This is a genomic window from Crassaminicella indica, assembly GCF_019203185.1.
Classification (GTDB): Bacteria; Bacillota; Clostridia; order Peptostreptococcales; family Thermotaleaceae; genus Crassaminicella; species Crassaminicella indica.
This window is the reverse complement of record NZ_CP078093.1, coordinates 1,526,202-1,546,983: the sequence shown is the minus strand read 5'-3', so window position 1 is coordinate 1,546,983 and position 20,782 is coordinate 1,526,202. Positions and strand designations below refer to the sequence as shown.

General features: G+C 31.7%; 21 protein-coding genes and 1 riboswitch. Of the genes, 6 read left to right on the top strand and 15 right to left on the bottom strand.

The genetic code is table 11. The features are described 5' to 3' along the window. The first annotated feature begins 41 nt into the window (after nucleotides 1–41). Complete coding sequence (locus tag KVH43_RS07440) at nucleotides 42–704, top strand: TetR/AcrR family transcriptional regulator (protein WP_218281929.1); 663 nt, start codon at nucleotides 42–44, stop codon at nucleotides 702–704. Nucleotides 705–713: 9 nt separating this feature from the next. On the opposite strand, the gene KVH43_RS07435 is transcribed toward KVH43_RS07440, so the two are convergent. Beyond that, a complete protein-coding gene (locus KVH43_RS07435; protein ID WP_218281928.1) occupies nucleotides 714–1,595 on the bottom strand; it encodes a DNA-3-methyladenine glycosylase family protein in 882 nt (293 codons plus the stop codon). Between the two features lie 158 nt (nucleotides 1,596–1,753). Here KVH43_RS07435 and cobT point away from each other — a divergent pair, with 158 nt between their 5' ends. Beyond that, entirely contained in the window at nucleotides 1,754–2,797 is a 1,044-nt protein-coding gene (gene cobT, locus KVH43_RS07430; protein ID WP_420829626.1) for a nicotinate-nucleotide--dimethylbenzimidazole phosphoribosyltransferase, read from the top strand. 59 nt (nucleotides 2,798–2,856) lie between these two features. Here the strand turns inward: cobT and KVH43_RS07425 are convergent, their stop codons facing one another. The 3 genes from KVH43_RS07425 to KVH43_RS07415 all read right to left on the bottom strand — a co-directional run bounded on the left by KVH43_RS07425 (nucleotide 2,857) and on the right by KVH43_RS07415 (nucleotide 7,162). Continuing rightward, nucleotides 2,857–4,599, bottom strand: coding sequence for a CAP and S-layer homology domain-containing protein (locus KVH43_RS07425; protein WP_218281927.1), 1,743 nt, complete (start codon nucleotides 4,597–4,599; stop codon nucleotides 2,857–2,859). 143 nt (nucleotides 4,600–4,742) lie between these two features. Continuing rightward, a complete protein-coding gene (gene gdhA / locus KVH43_RS07420) occupies nucleotides 4,743–6,107 on the bottom strand; it encodes an NADP-specific glutamate dehydrogenase (protein WP_218281926.1) in 1,365 nt (454 codons plus the stop codon). A gap of 242 nt (nucleotides 6,108–6,349) precedes the next feature. Further along, nucleotides 6,350–7,162, bottom strand: coding sequence for an Asp23/Gls24 family envelope stress response protein (locus KVH43_RS07415; protein ID WP_218281925.1), 813 nt, complete (start codon nucleotides 7,160–7,162; stop codon nucleotides 6,350–6,352). Nucleotides 7,163–7,327: 165 nt separating this feature from the next. On the opposite strand from KVH43_RS07415, the gene KVH43_RS07410 reads away from it, so the two are divergent. After that, nucleotides 7,328–7,498, top strand: a complete 171-nt coding sequence (locus KVH43_RS07410) for a DUF362 domain-containing protein (protein ID WP_218281924.1) — start codon at nucleotides 7,328–7,330, stop codon at nucleotides 7,496–7,498. A 24-nt stretch (nucleotides 7,499–7,522) separates the two neighbouring features. On the opposite strand, the gene KVH43_RS07405 is transcribed toward KVH43_RS07410, so the two are convergent. The 5 genes from KVH43_RS07405 to KVH43_RS07385 all read right to left on the bottom strand — a co-directional run bounded on the left by KVH43_RS07405 (nucleotide 7,523) and on the right by KVH43_RS07385 (nucleotide 12,482). Then, on the bottom strand, nucleotides 7,523–8,014 hold the full coding sequence (locus KVH43_RS07405) for a MarR family winged helix-turn-helix transcriptional regulator (RefSeq protein WP_218281923.1): 492 nt from the start codon (nucleotides 8,012–8,014) through the stop codon (nucleotides 7,523–7,525). 124 nt (nucleotides 8,015–8,138) lie between these two features. Continuing rightward, on the bottom strand, nucleotides 8,139–9,365 hold the full coding sequence (locus KVH43_RS07400; RefSeq protein WP_218281922.1) for an electron transfer flavoprotein subunit alpha: 1,227 nt from the start codon (nucleotides 9,363–9,365) through the stop codon (nucleotides 8,139–8,141). 18 nt (nucleotides 9,366–9,383) lie between these two features. Next, nucleotides 9,384–10,169 (bottom strand): electron transfer flavoprotein subunit beta, encoded by a 786-nt coding sequence (gene etfB, locus KVH43_RS07395; RefSeq protein WP_218281921.1) that lies wholly within the window; start codon nucleotides 10,167–10,169, stop codon nucleotides 9,384–9,386. A 59-nt stretch (nucleotides 10,170–10,228) separates the two neighbouring features. Continuing rightward, nucleotides 10,229–11,368 carry an acyl-CoA dehydrogenase gene (locus tag KVH43_RS07390; RefSeq protein ID WP_218281920.1) on the bottom strand — a complete coding sequence of 380 codons (1,140 nt, stop codon included), beginning with the start codon at nucleotides 11,366–11,368 and terminating at the stop codon, nucleotides 10,229–10,231. A gap of 463 nt (nucleotides 11,369–11,831) precedes the next feature. Next, nucleotides 11,832–12,482, bottom strand: coding sequence for a redox-sensing transcriptional repressor Rex (locus KVH43_RS07385; protein ID WP_218281919.1), 651 nt, complete (start codon nucleotides 12,480–12,482; stop codon nucleotides 11,832–11,834). 198 nt (nucleotides 12,483–12,680) lie between these two features. Here KVH43_RS07385 and abc-f point away from each other — a divergent pair, with 198 nt between their 5' ends. Together abc-f and acpP are read left to right on the top strand one after the other, a co-directional pair. Next, nucleotides 12,681–14,594, top strand: coding sequence for a ribosomal protection-like ABC-F family protein (gene abc-f, locus KVH43_RS07380; protein ID WP_218281918.1), 1,914 nt, complete (start codon nucleotides 12,681–12,683; stop codon nucleotides 14,592–14,594). 154 nt (nucleotides 14,595–14,748) lie between these two features. Further along, nucleotides 14,749–14,982 carry an acyl carrier protein gene (gene acpP / locus KVH43_RS07375; protein ID WP_420829651.1) on the top strand — a complete coding sequence of 78 codons (234 nt, stop codon included), beginning with the start codon at nucleotides 14,749–14,751 and terminating at the stop codon, nucleotides 14,980–14,982. A 232-nt stretch (nucleotides 14,983–15,214) separates the two neighbouring features. Here acpP and tsaD read toward each other — a convergent pair whose 3' ends face one another. Further along, the gene (gene tsaD / locus KVH43_RS07370) at nucleotides 15,215–16,267 is read right to left on the bottom strand and encodes a tRNA (adenosine(37)-N6)-threonylcarbamoyltransferase complex transferase subunit TsaD (protein ID WP_218281916.1); all 1,053 of its coding nucleotides are present in this window, start codon (nucleotides 16,265–16,267) and stop codon (nucleotides 15,215–15,217) included. An 83-nt stretch (nucleotides 16,268–16,350) separates the two neighbouring features. After that, complete coding sequence (locus KVH43_RS07365; RefSeq protein WP_218281915.1) at nucleotides 16,351–16,791, bottom strand: hypothetical protein; 441 nt, start codon at nucleotides 16,789–16,791, stop codon at nucleotides 16,351–16,353. Nucleotides 16,792–16,924: 133 nt separating this feature from the next. Here KVH43_RS07365 and KVH43_RS07360 point away from each other — a divergent pair, with 133 nt between their 5' ends. Beyond that, nucleotides 16,925–17,146 carry a hypothetical protein gene (locus KVH43_RS07360; protein WP_218281914.1) on the top strand — a complete coding sequence of 74 codons (222 nt, stop codon included), beginning with the start codon at nucleotides 16,925–16,927 and terminating at the stop codon, nucleotides 17,144–17,146. A 39-nt stretch (nucleotides 17,147–17,185) separates the two neighbouring features. Here the strand turns inward: KVH43_RS07360 and KVH43_RS07355 are convergent, their stop codons facing one another. The 4 genes from KVH43_RS07355 to KVH43_RS07340 all read right to left on the bottom strand — a co-directional run bounded on the left by KVH43_RS07355 (nucleotide 17,186) and on the right by KVH43_RS07340 (nucleotide 20,782). Then, a complete protein-coding gene (locus KVH43_RS07355; protein ID WP_218281913.1) occupies nucleotides 17,186–18,367 on the bottom strand; it encodes a cation:proton antiporter in 1,182 nt (393 codons plus the stop codon). 55 nt (nucleotides 18,368–18,422) lie between these two features. Further along, a riboswitch (Fluoride riboswitch) is annotated at nucleotides 18,423–18,487 on the bottom strand. A 53-nt stretch (nucleotides 18,488–18,540) separates the two neighbouring features. Then, on the bottom strand, nucleotides 18,541–18,732 hold the full coding sequence (locus tag KVH43_RS07350) for a hypothetical protein (protein ID WP_218281912.1): 192 nt from the start codon (nucleotides 18,730–18,732) through the stop codon (nucleotides 18,541–18,543). Nucleotides 18,733–18,840: 108 nt separating this feature from the next. Continuing rightward, on the bottom strand, nucleotides 18,841–20,058 hold the full coding sequence (locus KVH43_RS07345; protein ID WP_218281911.1) for an ABC transporter permease: 1,218 nt from the start codon (nucleotides 20,056–20,058) through the stop codon (nucleotides 18,841–18,843). A 10-nt stretch (nucleotides 20,059–20,068) separates the two neighbouring features. Continuing rightward, nucleotides 20,069–20,782: an ABC transporter ATP-binding protein gene (locus tag KVH43_RS07340; protein WP_218281910.1), complete on the bottom strand. Its 714-nt coding sequence runs from the start codon at nucleotides 20,780–20,782 to the stop codon at nucleotides 20,069–20,071.

Genomic DNA, 20,782 nt, shown 5'->3' with positions numbered 1-20,782 from the left:
GTTTGATATATAATATTATAAAATAGAGAGTAGGTGACAAAATGACTACAAAAAATAAAATTCTAATGGCTTCACTAAAGTTTTTCTTAGTCCGAGGATATGAAAATACGACATTGAGCATGATTGCAGATGCAGTAAATATAAAAAAACCTTCTATTTATTACCATTTTAAATCAAAAGAAGATTTACTATTTAATAGTATTTACTTTATATTAGATAATTTAGAAAAACAAATCACACATTCAATAACTAAGTCAGATAATCCTAAACAGCAACTAGAATCATTTTTTGAATGTATTTTAGATTTTAATTCTAAGCTTTCACTAATGATTGGTAATGATTTCAATGCTCCTATTAACTTTATTACAATTTTTCAACTTTATTCTAATAGATTCTGTGAACTTTCTAAAAGGATCAATGAATACTATGAAAATATTAGTAGCATTCTAAAAGATATTATTGATCAAGGTCAAAAGAAAAAACTTATCAAGAACACCCTTGATAAGGAAATGACTGTAATTGATATCATTTCAAGAATAGAAGGACTTATAGCTCTTTCAACTATTTATAAGTCAATAGATTTAAACAGTATTAGAAATCAACTATACGAAAATCTATGGGCAAGTATTTCATTAGAAAATAATTCGCCCAAGACTAAGAAATTCTTTAACTATGGTCACATTAATTTAGGTAGAAAATGGTAATCATGTATTCTATTTTCCAATTCCTAATTCTCTTGCATAATAAAAAAGATACTGCTGAGCAAACCCTGCTTCTTCTCCAAAATGTTCTTTTGCAAATAGCTGTAGCTTTTTTAATGTTGTTCCTTCGGGAAAATAAAAGTATTCCATGATTCTTCTAACCCATACATCTATAGGAAAAGCATCAAATTTCCTCATAGAAAATAATAGAATACAATCTGCAACCTTAGGTCCTACTCCACTAAATTTTAGCAATTGTTTTTTTGCATCTGATGTAGATAGCTTTTTCAAATTGTATATTTCAATCTGCCTTTCTGCTGCAATTGCTACTGTATCTACAATATACTTTGCTCGATAGCCTGTATGACTCTCTTTGATTTCCTCAACTGATTTATTAAGAAGCTCTTCTAGCTTTGGAAAAGCATAATATTTTTTTCCTCTGTATTCTTCTATAAAATCTCCATATCTTCTACATAAGCTTTCAATAGACTTTTTAATCAATGGAATACTACGATTTGAAGAAATAATAAAAGAAAGCAATATTTCCCATTCATCTTGATTCAAAAGCCTTATTCCTGTTCCATAGTGAATAGCTTTTTTCATCACCGAGTCCTTCTTTGCCAATCTTTTCTTTATTTCTTCATAATCTCTATTTAAGTCAAAATAGTCTACCCATATATTCAAAAACTCTTCTTTATTAGTATTATTAAATATAACTCTATTTTCATCCTTTAAAACATTGATGACCCTTCCTTTTGCTACTCCTGTAAAGCTGCCATCAGCTTCTTTATTCCATCGAAAGCACTGTCCACACTCAAAAATATGAGCAGGCTCAAAATCTTTTATATCTTCTACAATAACTTTTCCCTCTTTTTCAATAATCTTATATTTCAAATGTATTCCTCCTATGTTTTAACTTTTTTTATAACTTATTTTTATATTACCCATTTTTTTGACATTAACTTTTTTATTTATTGAAAAAAAATACAAATTATTCTATAATAAAGTCAAATTAAATTTTGTAATAGATACCCCAATGTGGAGAATAGAAAATGAAAGGAAAATATATGAAATTACTAAATGAAACACTCAAAAAAATAAGTACTCTAGATGCAGAAGCTATGAAAAAAGCAAGCCTTCATATAGACAGCTTATTTAAACCATTAAAAAGCTTAGGCAGGTTAGAAGATTTAGCCATTCAATTAGCTGGCATTACAAAAAATCCTTTTCCCTCTGTAGACAATAAAGCAATTATTGTTATGTCTGCAGATCATGGTGTTTATGAAGAAGGAATAGCACCAGATCCTCAAAGCATCACAGCCATACAAACTCCTAATTTTGCAAAAGGATTGACGGGGGTATGCGCTTTAGCAAAACAAGCACGTGCTGATGTAGTTATTGTAGATATAGGTATAGCAAAAGATATTCAAGACCATAGGGTAATCAATAGAAAAATTCGATACGGTACAAGCAATATGGCAAAAGGCCCTGCCATGACAAGAGAAGAAGCTATAAAAAGTTTAGAAATTGGTATAGAGGTTACATTAGATCAGATTAAAAATGGAAAAAAACTAATCGGAACAGGTGAAATGGGTATAGGAAATACTACTCCTAGCACTGCCATCTTTTCAGTTATAGGAGGGATTGATCCAGAAGAAATTGTTGGAGTAGGTGCAGGACTTCCTACAGAAAAATTAAAGCACAAAGCAGCTGTTATCAGAAAAGCTATTGAAGTCAACCAGCCTGACCCTAAAGATGGCATCGATGTACTGTCTAAAATAGGAGGCTTTGAAATAGGAGGAATGGTCGGGACTATGCTAGGAGCAGCTGCCGAAAGAATTCCTGTAGTAGTAGATGGCTTTATATCTACTGCTGCTGCTCTTATTGCAATCACCATTGAACCAAAAGTAAAAGATTTTCTTATACCTTCTCATTATACTGCTGAAAGAGGAGGAAAAGTAGCTATAGAGCTTGTTGGACTTAAGCCTATGTTTGATATGGAGCTAAGGCTAGGAGAAGGAACAGGTGCTGCCCTTGCATTTAATTTTATAGAAGCTGCTACCTTTATGGTAAAAGAAATGGGTAAAAGACCTTAAATAAAAAATGTTTTAAAAAATCAGATGGATAATATTTCCATCTGATTTTTTAGATATTGTTAAATTTTTTCTAATAATTTTTTAACCAAAACTGCACCTTCAGCTCTTGTTGCAAAATCCTTTGGTGCAAATTTACCAGTATCCCGTCCCTTTATAATCCCTATTTCATAAGCCAACTTTACATCCTTTAACGCCCAAGGGGCTATATCGTCCTTATCTATAAATGATAAGACAGGAGATTGATTGATTTTATGCTTACTTCCTTTTTTCTCATAAGCTTTCATAACAATGACAGCAATTTCTTCTCTTCTAATCTCACGGTCTGGATGGAAGCTTCCATCTCCCATCCCTTTTATAATCCCAGCTCTATATGCAGCTTCAATATAAACTGCTTTGTTTGTATCCTTTTTCACATCCTTAAAAATTCCTTCATAAGGCTTTGTATGAAGCCCTAATGCGTTTACAATAAACTCAGTAAATTCTGCCCTTGTAATCTTGTCATCTGGTTTATATAAATTATTGAATTTAGGTGATAAAATACCGCTCTCACCCAAATCTAATATATCTTTTTGAGCCCAATGACCTTTTACATCCTTGTATATATATTTTTTCATCCATTCATTTTTACTTTTTTCTTCTTTTACTGTTGTGAAGCTCCAGGTCTTGACAATATCTTTCACCTTTTTATCCTTAAATGTTATTTTTCCTTTCACAAATACAGTATATTTTTCACCTTTTTCTAGAGGCTTAGAAGGAATAATCAATATACTATCATGCAATTTATCATCCTTTTGTGGAGTATTAACATAGCTATCAACTAAAACTCCTTTACTATTTTTCAATGTAACCTTCTCTATAGTAAATTTTTCAATATCATTTTTACTAAAATAAGATAGAGAAATAGGATATCCTACTGTTCCTGTTGTATTATAAAATCTTAATGGATTAGGGATTTCATTACCATCCCATGAAACAGCCACATCTGTTTGATTTTCTATAGGATATACAATCATCTTATCTTCTAAAGCCTTTTTTCCTCCAAAATTAAAGGTATAATATTGATCCTTTGCTCCATACCCTAAATCTAAATAATATGGATAAATCCAAGCTAATCGATGATAAGGTGCATCAATTAAACCATCAATTGCATCTTGATAATCCTTTGATCCTGAACTAACATTTTCTGCTACAAAATTTCCTATATATCCAAAAGCCCCTGCTCTATTATACGCCTGTGTTCCAGTAAACCCCTTATCATTTGTAAACTCATCATGCGTAAACTTCTTATTTAACGCCATATAATTTGAATGAGCCATTGCTGCTGCATTCAACGAATCATTTAATTTAAATTCGGAAATTCCTAGAAGTCTTCTATATCTATTAGAATAATTCAATGCTTTTTTTTGTTCTTCTGAAGGACTTGGTAGCTCTTCTACTGCATTTTTACCAACATAAAACTTCCAGCTTTCCTTTATAAATTTTTGTCCCTCTAAAGCTATATTCAAATCTACTTTATATTGTCCTGCCTTAAGAGGCTTTTTCGGTACATAAAAAACCATCTGCTGTTTTTCATCATACTGGGCAGTAACAGATTTTCCATTTAATTTCATATCTATTTCTTTTACGCTGTTGTTATTTAAGAATAGTTGCATACTTATAGTAGGCTTAGAAACAAGCACTGTAATATCCTTTGGCTGTGGAGGAAAATAGCCCTCTGCGTTTTCCGCATAACTAACCGCATATATTCCACTTATTAAAAGTATCCAAATCATCAAAAGAATATATTGAAATTTATTTTTCATATAGCATCATCCCTCCTCATATATATTTTAATACATCTTTTGATGAATTATCCTGATTGTCTTGAAAATGTAATATTTCCTTAATATATGTAACAGTATTGTCCCACTAAAAAAAGAATCGCTTTCACGATTCTTTTTTAATCTTAATAATTTCCTTGTGCGTACATTGCATCTGCTACTTTAATAAACCCAGCAATATTTGCACCAGCAACTAAGTTATAACCAAATCCATATTCCTCAGCAGCTTTCATAGCATTATTATGGATATTAATCATGATTTGATGAAGCTTTTGGTCTACTTCCTCTGCTGTCCAAGAATATCTCATACTGTTTTGAGCCATTTCAAGAGCAGATGTAGCAACTCCACCAGCATTAGCAGCTTTAGCAGGTCCTACAATAACATTATTTTCTAGTAAGTATGCAATCGCTTCATTTGTAGTAGGCATGTTTGCACCTTCACAAACAAACTTAATACCATTTTCAACTATTTTTTTAGCATGCTCTAGGTGAATATCATTTTGAGTAGCACATGGCATAATAATATCAACCTTAACTCCCCATGGTTTTTCTCCTGGGAAAAATTCAACGCCAAATTTATCGGCATAATCCTTTACTTTATCTCTACCAGAAGCACGCATTTCCAATAAATAATTAATTTTTTCTTCTGTTACAATACCATCTGGGTCATAAATGTATCCATCTGGTCCTGATAATGTAACTACTTTACCGCCTAATTCTGCAACTTTTCTACAAGCACCCCAAGCAACATTACCAAATCCTGATAATGCAACTGTTTTACCTTCAAAAGTCTCTCCTTCATGCTTTAACATTTCTTGACAGAAATAAGCTACACCAAAGCCTGTAGCTTCTGGTCTTATTAAGCTTCCACCATAAGATAAACCTTTTCCTGTTAGCACTCCGTTTTCAAATGCTCCTCTAAGTCTTCTATAATATCCATAAAGGTATCCAATTTCTCTTGCTCCAACACCTATATCTCCAGCTGGAACGTCAACATCTGGCCCAATATGTCTATATAACTCTGTCATAAAGCTTTGGCAGAATCTCATGATTTCATCATCAGATTTTCCTCTAGGGTCAAAGTCAGAACCACCTTTACCTCCTCCAATTGGAAGACCTGTTAGTGAATTCTTTAATATTTGCTCAAATCCTAAGAATTTAATAATTCCAAGATAAACTGATGGGTGAAAACGTAATCCTCCCTTGTAAGGTCCAATCGCTCCATTAAATTGAACTCTAAATCCACGATTTACCTGTAAATTTCCTTGATCATCAACCCATGGTACTCTAAAAATGATTTGTCTTTCAGGTTCAACAAATCTCTCTAAAAGATTAGCTTTTATATACTCTGGGTGTTTTTCTATTACAGGCTTTAATGTAGGTAATACTTCTTCAACAGCTTGTAAAAACTCAGGTTGATCTGCATCAGTTTTTTTCACTTTCTCAATTACTCTTTCAATATAATCCTGTGCATTTAATTGATTTGGCATTTTGAGACCCCCTCATTCTTTTAAATAAAAAGCAGTAGAAATAAATTTTTTATTTCACATATTGTCAAGCTGATTATAACACAATGATTTTATATTGTAAATATTCGCAATTATTTAGCTTCTATTCAAAATTTAGAAAAAAAACATAATATATTGAAGAAAGAATAATCTATATTATCAAAATGCATATAAATGTGTATGCAATATGCTTTATATAATATCTGCTGCATAAATATTCAACATCAGGAAACGCTTATTTTTTTTACAAATATATTTACTGCTAATATATTTAACGCTGTCATATGCTCTACTTCTTTCATTATTTTCGCTTGAACCTCTTTAGCTATCTCATGTATAGGATTTCCATATATAGCTACAAGTTCCACATATATACTAACTCCACTTTGATAATTGCGAACATCTACTCTAGAAACTTTATGGATTCCTTCTACTTGCTTAGCTGAATAATTAACCAAATCCTTGATTACTTTATCAGAAATCATGTATTTTCCCATATAACTAAAGGTAGGTCTCACAACTGATTTTTCAGATATTTGCACAGTATCATCTTTTCTCCTTCTTAATATTTTCAAAGGATCTATAAAATATCCTGAAAAATCCTTTTTAATCTCAAAGGTAGGAACAGGAATTACATGCTTGCCATATTCATTTCTTTGTTTTTTTGCAATTTTTCTTTCTTCCTTTGATGAAATATCTTCGATATATATATATTCTTCAATAGGAGCTATATCAAGCTGCATTGAAATTTTATCCACCATCTTTTTAGAGGTACCTAAAATTAATACTCCATCTGGCTTTTCCTCCTTTATAGCTCCTTTTACTTCTTCTCTATGGTCTTGATGAATAAAAAGTGCTGTTTTTACTGCTGCTACAGAAGTTGCCTGCCTTTTTGCAGATTTTCCTGCAATTATTTTATTTCCTTTTATAAATAATCCATCATCAATTATATAATTTATATTCTTTTCATGCGCAAGGCTCAAAGCTCTATAACTTTTCCCAGTACCACTTTTACCAACTAGTGCAATCACCTTCATAATCATTCTCCTTTTCTTAATAAATATAGAATGATAATCATTATATATTTTTAAATTAAACCTATTATTTTTATTTTTTTATTGTTCATATATTAGTATTTTGTTAAAATATAATCATGCTAAATGCATAAAAACAATCAATAACAGTTAGAGGAGGATTTTATTATGGCTTATGTAATTAAAGATGCTTGTATTAGTTGTGGAGCTTGTGAACCAGAATGTCCAGTAAGCGCAATCAGCGCTGGAGATGACAAATATGTAATCGATGCAGGAGCATGCATTGATTGTGGTGCTTGCGCTAATGTTTGTCCTGTAGACGCACCAGTTCAAGAATAATTATTAAATACATATAATAATGCCCTATTTTCCCATTAGGGCGTTATTATTTTTTTGTATAATTTCTCCCTGATCAATAGATAATGTAGTCTGATTAATTTTACTCAAAAACTTTAATATGGCTTTTTCTTCATTTAAAGTTACTTCACTCAATACAAAATCCAACAAATCCTTTTGAACCTTCAAAGTCTTCTCATACATTTCTTTTCCTGCATCTGTTAATTTTATGATATACACTCTTTTATCCTCTTCTGATCTCTCTTTTATAATATATCCATTTAATATTAATTTTTTCGTAACAGAAGCCACTACACCTCTATCTATTTCCAAATCATTTATTAACTCATATATTTTTTTATTATCTTCCTGTCCAATCTTTCTTAAAACATGTATATCTAATAAAGATAATTCTTCTTTTCCATTGATTTTAAAGCCCTTTCGGTCATATACTAAAACTTTATGCATAAGCTTATCAATCATTCTATTGATTTCATGATAATAATTAGCCATCTTCATCACCTAGTCCTTCTAGTCTTTTGTTATTATACCATTATTGATAATGCATTTCAATTACCGCAATAAAAAACGGGTCAACTGTCAAAAGATCAGTCGCCCGTATGTTAAATTAATATAAAAAATACTATTTAGATGCTGCAACCTCTTTTAATGCTTCCACTAAATCTTCAGCTCTATCTAAAGCATCAATTAAAGCAGGAACAACATCATATAGGTCTCCTACGATTCCAAAGTCAGCAACCTCAAAAATTGGAGCATTAGGATTCTTATTGATTGCAACAATGATATCAGAGCTTTGCATACCTGCTAAATGCTGGATCGCTCCTGAAATACCACAAGCAATGTAAAGCTTTGGCTTAACTGTTGTACCTGTTTGACCTACTTGGTGTGAATGATCGATCCATCCAGCATCAACTGTAGCACGAGATGCACCTACTACTCCACCTAGTTTGTCAGCTAATTGTTTAATAAGCTCAAAACCTTCTGGTTTTCCAAGTCCACGTCCACCAGATACAATTACATCAGCATCTGTTAAAGATACCATATCTTTTTTAGTTTTTACTACTTCTAAAACTTCTGTTCTTATATCTTCTTTTGTTAATTGAACGTTAACCTCGATTACTTCACCTGTTCTTGAATCATCTCTATGCGCTTTGTCCATAACACCAGGTCTTACTGTAGACATTTGTGGTCTGTGGTTTGGACATACGATTGTAGCCATGATGTTTCCACCAAAAGCTGGACGAGTTTGTTTGATTTTTTTATCTTCTGGATCTATTTCAAGCTTTGTACAGTCAGCAGTAAGTCCAGTATCTACTCTAGCAGCTAATCTCGGTGCTAAGTCTCTACCGATGTGAGTAGCTCCATATAAAACGATTTCTGGCTTATATTCATTAATAGCATCAGTGATTACTTTTGTATATGCATCAGTTGTAAAGTTTTCTAATAATTCATGCTGTGCTACATATACCTTGTCAGCACCATATGCAATTAATTCCTTTGATAAACCTTCGATATTATTTCCAACTACAATTGCACAAAGTTCTGTTCCGATTTCATCTGCTAATTTTCTACCTTCTCCTAAAAGCTCTATTACAACAGGCATAATTTTACCTTGTCTTTGCTCTGCAAATACCCATACATTTTTATATGCAGATAAATCTTTCTTAGGAGCATCTGCAACTTGTTTTTCAATAGCTTTGAAAGGACATGCCTCTACACAAGCTCCACAAGCAGTACATTTATCATTAATTACAGCTATACCATCAACCATATCGATAGCATCAAAAGGACATGCTTTTAAACATAGCTTACATCCTTTACATTTATCTTTATATATAACAACAGCCATTTTTCTCCCTCCAATTCATTAGATTATATGTTTTTGTTTTAAGCTCACAACTAGTTTTTCTACCATTTCTTTAACAGTTCCATCAAGCATTACACCTTTTCCTTTTGGTTCTGGTGTAAATGAACGGAATACCTTTGTTGGAGAAGCATCTAATCCTACTTCATGCTTTTCAACATCTAAATCAGCTAATGACCATACTGTAGTCTCTTGCTTATATGCATCATAAATTCCTTCGATAGACATATATCTTGGTTTATTTAATTCTTTAATTGCAGTTAAAAGCACTGGTTTTTTAACTTTAATTATTTCATAACCATCTTCTAACTGTCTTTGTACTTTGATTTCATCTCCTTCGATTTGGAAATCTTGTACATAAGTAACTTGAGGAAGTCCAAGTCTTTCTGCAATCTGTGGTCCTACTTGTGCAGTATCTCCATCGATTGCTTGTCTTCCAGCAAATATAATATCGTAATCTCCTATTTTTCTAATTGCAGCTGCAATTGTATTAGAAGTTGCCCAAGTGTCAGCACCAGCAAAAGCTCTGTCACTTAGTAAAATTGCCTCATCTGCTCCCATAGCTAAACATTCCTTTAGCATCTCATCAGCTTGAGGTGGTCCCATTGTAATTACTGTTACATGAACATCTTTATATTTGTCTTTTAATGCTAATGCTTCTTCTAATGCATTTGCATCATCTGGATTTAAGATACTTGGAACACCATCACGAATAAGCGTTCCTTTTACAGGATCTATTCTAACTTCGTTTGTATCAGGAACTTGCTTTACACAAACTATTACCTTCATCTTTCTTCCTCCTTTTATAAAGTACTAATACAAGTATTTATTCTTAAACGATTTTTTTATTATTTTAATAAGTGAGCTGAAATTACCATTCTTTGTACTTCTGAAGTACCTTCGTATATTTCAGTGATCTTAGCGTCTCTCATCATTCTTTCTACTGGATATTCTCTTGTATATCCGTATCCACCATGTAATTGAACTGCTTTAGTTGTTACATACATAGCAGTTTCTGCTGCAAATAATTTAGCCATAGCAGCGTCTTTAGAATAAGGTAGTCCTTGAGATTTTTTCCATGCTGCATTATATACTAATAATCTAGCAGCCTGTACTCTAGTTTCCATATCTGCCATTTCAAATTGTAATGCTTGGAACTTAGCTAAAGGTCTACCAAATTGTTGTCTTTCTTTAGTATATTTAACAGTTTCATCTAATGCTCCTTGAGCAATACCAAGTGCTTGAGCAGCAATACCAATTCTACCTCCATCAAGAGTAGACATAGCAATTTTAAAACCTTTTCCAATCTCTCCTAATAGGTTTTCTTTAGGAATTCTACAGTTTTCAAAAATAAGCTCAGTAGTAGCAGAACCTCTAATACCCATTTTATCTTCTTTTTTACCAATACTAAATCCAGGAGTTCCTTTTTCAACTATGAAAGAACTGATTCCTCTAGTTCCTTTTGTTTGATCAGTCATTGCCATAACAACATAGATTTCAGCAGCTCCACCATTTGTAATGAAGATTTTAGAACCATTAAGTACCCACTCATCTCCATCAAGTACTGCAGTTGTTTGTTGTCCAGCAGCATCTGTTCCTGCGTTTGGCTCAGTTAAACCAAATGCACCAAGCTTTTCTCCCTTTGCTAGAGGTACTAAATATTTTTTCTTTTGTTCTTCAGTACCATATTTCATAATTGGCCATGCACATAGTGAACTGTGTGCAGAACAAATAACACCTGTTGTAGCACAAGCTCTTGAAAGCTCTTCTACAGTAATTGCATATGCAACTTCGTCAGCACCTGCTCCACCATATTCCTTTGGAACAAAAGTACCTAGCATTTTGTATCTAGCCATCTTTTCAACAGTTTCCCATGGAAATCTTTCTGTTTCATCTACTTCTGCTGCTAAAGGTTGTACTTCAGTTTCAGCAAAACTTCTAACCATCTTTCTAACCATTTCTTGTTCTTTGGTCAATTTGAATTGCACATTAATTCCCTCCTCTTTATATTTAAAAAAAATTGATATTTTTTTCACAGCACTCTTCTATATATTAGCACAAACCATGCCAAATTTACAATATAATTCATATATTTTTTATTGTTTGTTTTTTTTGCAATCTATTTACTTATTCATTTCATATAGTACTGAGAGCTTGTATTTTTCTATGTTCTATATCAATTTTATTCTTTTACCAAAATATTCATTATAAGAATCGTTCTTTTTATTTATTCAATATTTTGTAATAATTTACATAAATTCCCTTAAATTTAACACATATGTACTAAAAACAAAGAAGCGACTGTACAAAATTCCATACAGCCACTTCTTTGTTTTTACTTGTTTCTTTGATTTTAATTGTTAATTTGATGTCAATTTGTACGAATACACGAACAGTTTTTGTTTGTCTGTACATTTTTCCGTACATTTTTTGACAAAATCCTTTTTCATTTTACACATCTTCCTGCTCACGATTGTGTTTTAGTAAGAAGGATAATGTATATAAGCTTTCACTTAAATGTACATTCTCTAGCATAATATGTTCAGGAACATTTAAGTCTGTAGGTGCGAAATTCCATATGCCTTTGATATTACTTTTGATTAGCTTATCTGCTACATCTTGTGCATGCTCTTTATCAGTACAAATAATCCCAATATCTATATTGTTTTCTTTGATATACTCTTCGATATTATCTGCATCCATAATTTCAATATCTCTTATTTTTAACCCAATTAATCTAGGATTAATATCAAACATCGCTTTAGGAATAAATCCAGCCTTTTCAAAATTAGTATAATTTGCTATTGCTTGACCTAAATTTCCTGCACCTATAATAATTGTATTATATACATTATCTAATCCTAATATTTTACCGATTTCTTCATAAAGTGCTGCCACATTATAACCATACCCCTGCTGCCCAAAGCCTCCAAAATTGTTTAAATCTTGTCTTATTTGAGATGCAGTAAAACCAATAATCTTACTTAGTTCTCTTGAAGAAATCCTATTAATGCCCTTATCTAATAACTCTTCTAAATATCTTCGATACTTGGGTAATCTTCTAATTACAGCCATTGATATTTTCGTATTTGATTTTTGCATTTTGATCGTCCTCTATCTTTATTAATTGTTTTTTTTTAACAAATTATATCACTGTGATATATATATGTCAATCTACACAGTAGCACATTTATATACAATCTATTCCTTTGATCCATACTAGAAAACATCCTTTTCATTTTATATTTTTATATTTTTTGGTACAATATAATACGAATACACCTAGCAAGGAGGATCTATATGATCATTTTATCGTGTAATGACATTCATAAATTTTTTGGAATAAATGCTATATTAGAAAATATATCTTTTAGCATAAATGCTGGTGAAAAAATAGGTTTAGTAGGTGCAAATGGTGCTGGAAAATCTACCTTGTTTAAAATAATAACAGGAGAATATCCTTATGATAATGGAGAGCTTTATATATCTAAAAATACTACTATCGGCTATTTAGAACAAAGTGCTGTTTTATCACCTTCTAATACAGTCTTTGGTGAAGTTTTACAGGTGTTTGATGATTTGATTAAAATGGAAGAAACATTAAGATCATTAGAAAAAGAAATAGCAGAGCATAGTACCCATTCATCTGAAAGTCTTAACAAGTTAATGGAGCTTTATGCATACAAATCTGAAGAATTTCAAAATAAAAATGGCTATGGATATAGAAGTGAGATCCGAGGAGTCCTAAAAGGCTTAGGCTTTTCAGAAGATGAATTTGACCAACCTATTATACACCTTAGTGGTGGACAAAAAACAAGAGTAAATTTAGCAAAGCTTCTCCTTAGAAAACCTGATATTTTACTACTAGACGAACCAACAAATCATCTTGATATAGATGCTGTAGAATGGCTTGAAGCTTTCTTGAAATCTTATCATGGCACTATTCTACTTATTTCTCATGATAGATACTTTTTAGATGAAGTTGTAGATAAAATTTATGAAATCGAAAACAAAAAACTTACTCAGTATAACGGAAACTATTCTGACTATGTTGAAAAGAAAAAAGTCATATATGAACAACAAATGAAAGAATATCTCCAACAGCAAAAGGAAATTCAAAGACAAGAATCACTCATCAGAAAGTTTAAACAGCATGGCACTGAAAAGCTTGCTAAAAGAGCAAAAAGTAGAGAAAAGCGATTAGAGCATATATCCCTACTTGAAAAGCCTGTACACCTTCATAAAAGAACTAAAATCAGATTTGAAACACAAATAAAAAGTGGAGAAGATGTTTTAACCGTCGAGGATTTATCAAAAAGCTTTGGAAGCAATAAACTCTTCCAAAATGTTTCATTTACTATTTATAGAGGAGAAAGAGTCGGTCTTATTGGTCCTAATGGTATTGGTAAATCTACTTTATTAAAGATTTTACTAAAAATGCTTCCTTATGATACTGGAATAATTCGTTTAGGGCATAATGTTCATATAGGATATTATGATCAAGAACAATCCGATTTAAATACTTCAAATACAATAATTGATGAAATATGGGAAGAAAAAATCCATCTAACACAAACTGAAGTTCGAACACTTCTCGGCTCTTTTTTGTTCAGTGGTGAAGATGTATTAAAAAAAATCTCTACCTTAAGTGGTGGTGAAAAAAGTCGTGTAGCCCTTCTTAAGCTTATGCTATCAAAGGCAAATTTTTTACTAATAGATGAGCCAACTAACCACTTGGATATTGCTTCAAAAGAAGCTTTAGAAGAAGCACTAACCAATTACGATGGTACTATACTAGTAATTTCTCATGATCGCTACTTTTTAAATAAAGTAACTACAAAAATTTTAGACCTTTCATCAGAAGGAATCACTGAATATCTAGGAAACTATAAATATTATCAAGAAAAAAAGAAACAATTAGAGGATTCCAAAACGCCTGAGGTAGAAATAAAAAAAACAAAAACACAATTAAAAGATGAAAGAAGAAAGGAAAAGGAAAAACAAAAAGAAAAACGCAGAGCTAAAAAAGAACGTGAAAGCTTAGAAGAAACAATTCTCTCTATTGAAGAAAATATTCGCCAGCTTGAACAAGAAATGTGCAAAGAAGAAATTTACTCAGATCCTAAAAAAAGCAAGGAGCTTCATCAAAAAATGAACCATTTAAAAATAGAACTAGATAATCTTTATGAAAAATGGGAAGAATATTTAGAGTAAATAAATGTATAAACTGTTTTTTTTATGATAAACTAAAAAAAAATATTGAAAACAGTATTTCTTATAGTATTTTCTATTTATATGTGGTAAAATAATCACGTTAAAAAACCACTTTAGTGGTTATAAGAAATATTTCAATTAGGGAGGTATACATATTATGGTATTTGACAAAATAAAAGAGATTATTATTGATCAATTAGGATTAGATGAAGATGTAGAAATCTCAATGGAAACTTCACTAATGGGAGATTTAGAAGCAGATTCATTAGATGCTGTTGAAATCATCATGGCTATTGAAGATGAATTCGACATTGAAATTCCTGATGAAGATGCAGAAGGTTTCAAAAACATTGGGGATATAGTTAATTATGTAGAAGAAAACAAGTAGTTTGGAGCATCCAAACTACTTGTTTTTTTTAATATTTTTATACATATATGCTTTATTCACAGCATATATATATAATATATTGTTATACCCATTTATATCCACAACTTTTCAACAGTTTTTATAAAGTTATCCACATATTTGCTTGAAAATCCTTTCTTTTTAACAACCTTTGATATGTTTTCCACACTATCCACATTGTTATCCACAAAATCTTCTGAATAATTTTATCAAATCATAATTTTCTTTCTCCTAGCTTTAAATTTGGAATAGCGTTTAAATACAAATCTGAAATAAAACCATTCATATAGTTATAATACGCTGCACAACCAATCATAGCTGCATTATCAGTACATAATTTTATAGATGGATGTTTTAAATAAATCCCTTCCTTTTTTGCTTCTTTATAAAGAGATTCTCTAAGTCCACTATTAGCAGCTACTCCTCCTGCTAAAACAATTGTATTTAAATTTTTAAGCTTTGCAGCCTTTATCGCTTTATGCACCAACACCTCTACAACAGCTGCTTGAAAAGAAGCTGCCACATCCTCCTCTTTAATTTCAAGTCCTTTTTGCCTTTGGGAATTCAAATAATTTAGTACTGCTGATTTCAATCCACTAAAGCTAAAATCAAAGCTTTCTGGTTCTAAGTATACTCTAGGAAATTCGATCGCTTCTGCATCTCCATTCTTTGCCAACCTATCAATAATAGGTCCTCCTGGGTATCCTAATCCCATTGCTCTAGCAACTTTGTCAAAGGCTTCTCCTACTGCATCATCTCGTGTTCTTCCTAAAATATCATAATTTCCATAATTCTTTACATGCACAAGATGCGTATGTCCGCCCGATACAATCAAACATAAAAAGGGAGGCTCTAGCTCTTTATGTTCTATATAATTTGCACAAATATGTCCTTCAATATGGTTAACACCAACTAATGGAATATTTAAAGCATATGCCATAGCTTTTGCTGTGGATACTCCAACTAAAAGAGCTCCTACAAGACCTGGACCATACGTCACACCAATATGATCAATATCTTTTAAAGTAACACCTGCTTCCTCTAGAGCTTTTTCAATCACGATATCTATATTTTCAACATGCTTTCTAGATGCAACCTCAGGAACAACTCCTCCAAACTTTTTGTGTACATCTATTTGAGAAGAAATAATATTGGATAAAACTTGTCTTCCGTTTTTCAAAACTGCAGCAGACGTTTCATCACAACTGCTCTCTATAGCAAGAGTTAGAAAATATTCACCATTTTTAGAAGATAATAAATCACTCACAATATTGCACCTTCCTTATCTTTTGTTCATCCTCTATATTATATCCAAACCCATGCTAAATAGCAAAATTTACTCTGTCCTTTTTAAAATAGTTCTCCAAAATCTTCTCTTTCCTCATCATTTTTTTTATCATCAAAGCTTTGAAGCTTGGCTTCATTAACAGCCATCTGCTCTTTCATTTTTTTTACTTCTTTATCCTTTGTCAAATTTAAGATTTTATAATTTCCCATAGAAAGAGCAGCAATAAATACACTATTTACAAAAATTAAAAATATAAGCTCTATGATAGAATTGTGAAAAACACCTGGTGTCAAGCTCCAAACTCTATAATGATGCACAAGTACAACTATAGTTGATGCGAATAGCGTAATCATTTTAGGAATTCTTTGATTTACATTTTCATTTAAAAATACTTCTTTAATCACCTGAGTAATTAAATTTACTGCTAATACCATAGCTGTAACAGAAGAAAGAAATTCCATATTGAACAGCGTTAAAGCTTTTCCTACTTCCTCCATTCCCACACAGCTTCCCTCCTTTTTTATTCATTCTTTTCCTTAATTCTTTATATGCAAAATAGTTATCCATTGTTCAGAATACTTCATATTATTTGTGAAATACTAATCAATAAAGAATGATAAAAAGGAGTTGAATATTTTGAGTAAAAATAAGAAGCATGAAAAAAGCAGAAAAAATAAAGATTTAGATTATTCATTTAATGATGAAAGCTTTTTAGAAAGATTAAGTCAAGAAAATATTATGCCTGATGGTATGATTTCTGAAATAGATGAAACAGATTTGATCAACTTATTTTTAGCAGAAAAATCTGCAATACAGCCTTTCATATCTAAAGTAGATCCAAAAGATTTAGCACCATAAAAAAGTTCAACAACCTATAAATTGGTTGTTGAACTTTTTTTAGCTATGAGATAACCACTTTTCTCCAGAAACCTTTATTCCTATTGCTCCTAATGGTGCCGTAATAATTATAGCAAGTACTGCAATCGCTAATATCAGTTCTCCAGATGGAACACCAGCTTCCAATGGTACTGCTCCAATCGCTGCCTGTACTGTTGCTTTTGGTACATAAGCAATCATGCAAAAAATTCTTTCTTTCCAGTCTAAATCCGTACCCAAAGTAGATATTAATACACCTACACACCTTGCCAATAATCCTATTAATATTACTATCATTCCTAAAAAGCCTGAATGAAAAGCAACATGGATATTTACTTGCGCACCCACTAAAACAAACAACAAAAGCTCCGCAAATACCCATATTTTATTAAACTTTTGAGATAATGCATCTGCGATTTTATTAGATTTTTCACGAATATAAAATCCTACCACCATCACCCCTAATAAACTAGCAATAGGAATTATCCCCTTTAAATATTCTTCAATAGTAGTAATAATAATCGCCACTGCTAATAATATAAGTGCCTTTTTTGTATCTCTTATACTGCATTTTTTAAAAAGCATCACCATCAATATAGCTCCTACAACGCCTATAAGCATTCCCAAAATAATAGATACAGGAATTCCTACTATCTGCATAGAAATGTTTACATTATTTCCTGTATATAACCCTAAAAATGTTGAAAATATAGTAATTGCAAAAACATCATCAATTGAAGCTCCTGCAAGTATTAGAGTAGGAATCCCTTTATTTTCTCCTAATCTTCTATCCATAAAAGAAAGCATGAGTGGAACAACTACTGCTGGAGATACAGCAGCTATAATAAAGCCTAACATACCAGCTTCTATCTTCGATATTCCAAATAAAAAGCTTCCTAAAAGCATAATAGTAAAGCCTTCAAGAATTCCTGGAATACAGCTCATTTTTACAGCTACAGTACCTACTTTCTTTAACGTATCTCTTTGAATTCCAAGACCTGCTCTTATCAAAATAATAATTAATGCAATTTTTCGTAAATCCCCTGAAATATCTAAAATATCAGAGCTAATCATATTAAGTCCATAAGGTCCAATAATTACTCCTAAAATGAGCATCCCTAAGAACCCAGGAAGCTTTACAGCATCAAATATTTTTTTCAATGCAATACCTAATAAAATAATAATTGCTAAACTAAATCCCATATACGTCATCCTCTCTTATAAAGAAAAATAAAAAAACCCCTACTTAGATGAATAAATCTAAGTAGGAGCCATCAATTGCAATCTGCAATGTTTAAGGTGAGCTCCATCACCTATCTACATTATACTATAATTCGCAGACCTGTCAATATTTTCACTAAAAATATAGTATTATTTTAGCCTTCATTTGTAATTCTTGTCAATATTTCATCTACTAGATTTATATCGCACTTGCCTGTTTTTGTAAAATGTTTACAATTTTCACAGGTACGATTTGTTCCAATAGATGCAGTAAAGGAGCTTTCATTTGCATTTTGAAACTGACTGCAATTAGATGCTACTGCCTGCAATTGTTCTCTACTTGCCATTGTATTCCTCCTTTTATTTGAATTTTTTATGTTGATAATGCTTATAATAGTATTTGTAGCATTCTGTAAAATATACAAAAAAGCTGCTCAAAAATGAGCAACTCTTTTTTATTCATATCTTAATGCTTCAATAGGATCCAATTTTGATGCTTTATTTGCAGGATATATTCCAAAGAAAATTCCAACACCTGCTGAAAAAAGCCATGCAATAGCAATCGTACTAATAGATACGCTAGGAGGAATTTTAATAAATCTTGCAATAACAAATGAAATACCTATGCCTATTACTGTACCAATAATACCGCCAATTCCCGATACAATAACAGATTCAACAAGAAACTGCAATAATATATCTTTTCTTTTTGCCCCAATAGCTTTTCTAATACCGATTTCTCTCGTTCTTTCCGTAACAGAAACAAGCATAATATTCATTACACCAATCCCACCAACAAGTAGAGATATTGCAGCAATAGCACTAATAACTGCTGTTACAACTCCTGTAATCTTAGTAAAGGATTGCATCTCACCTTCTGCCGTATAGCTTATATACTTATTTTCTCCAATATTTCCATGTCTTCTCTCTATTAGCTTAAGCATTTTGTCAATAGTTGCTTGTACATCTACATTTCTTTTAAAGCTTACTTGTATTCCCCATAAATAATCTCCCATCCCCATTATTTTTTCAAGGGTAGTAACAGGAACGAAAATATCAGGCTTTCTTTCCCCTCCTCCTAAGCTTTGAAGGGTACTCTTTGGCTTTTCATACAAACCAACAATTACAAAGGACGCTTTTGTATAACCGGTATCAACCATTATATTTTCTCCTAAAATATTAGTCCTTCCAAAAACATCCATAGCTGTGTCCTTATCTATTATTGCAACAGATCTTTTTGCTTTTACATCGCTCTCTGATATATACCTACCTTTTAGCATATTTATTTTTTCAATTTTATTATAATTTTCATTAGCACCAATTAATGAAATACTAATCATATCATTTTTTGATTTTATTTTTCCAGCTTCTTCTATATTTTGTATTATAGCATCCAACTTTTCTGCGAAAGTCTTTTTTAATGCATCTATATCGCTATGCGTTAAATAATCCTTTTGTGTAACAGTTTCTCTCCAATTAGTCCGAATAAATCCCCTGCTTGCACCAAATTGTTCAAACTCCTTATCAATTGCAGCTCGACTCCCCTGTCCTAGAGCAACTACTGCTATAACAGAAGATATCCCTATAATAATTCCAAGCATTGTTAAAAGAGAACGCATCTTATTTACCCAAATAGCACTAATTGCTACCTTTATGCTTTCTAAAACATTCATGAATACACCTCTATTCTCCTACTGCCTTAGCACTTAATATAATCTGATTTTCTACCATTTTATCTTCTATGATTTCACCATCTCTAAAGGTTATTATTCGTTTTGTATGCTCTGCAATTTCTGGTTCGTGAGTTACCATAACAATAGTAACTCCATCATTATTCAACTGCTGGAAGATTTCCATGATTTCATCTCCTGCTTTTGTATCCAAATTCCCTGTAGGTTCATCTGCTAAAAGTATCGAAGGATTGTTAACTAAAGCCCTTGCAATAGCCACTCTTTGCCTTTGACCTCCTGAAAGCTCATTTGATTTATGATTCATTCGTTCTCCTAATCCCACTCTCTCTAACGCATTTATAGCTCTTTTTCTTCTTTCTTCTGGAGATACTCCTGCATAGATCATCGGTAGCTCCACATTCCTCAGAGCCGAAATACGGGGAAGAAGATTGAAGGATTGGAATACAAATCCTATTTTTTTATTTCTAATCACTGCTAGCTGATCATCATTCATTCCTTCTATTATCTCTCCATCTAACTCATATTTCCCATCACTTGGTTTATCTAAGCATCCTAGAATATTCATCATGGTAGACTTTCCTGAACCTGATGGACCCATTATGGATACAAATTCTTTAGGTTTTACCGTAAGATTTATTCCTTTTAAAGCTTCTACAGCAATATTCCCATTTTTATAAACTTTTTTTAACCCTTCTATTTTTATCAT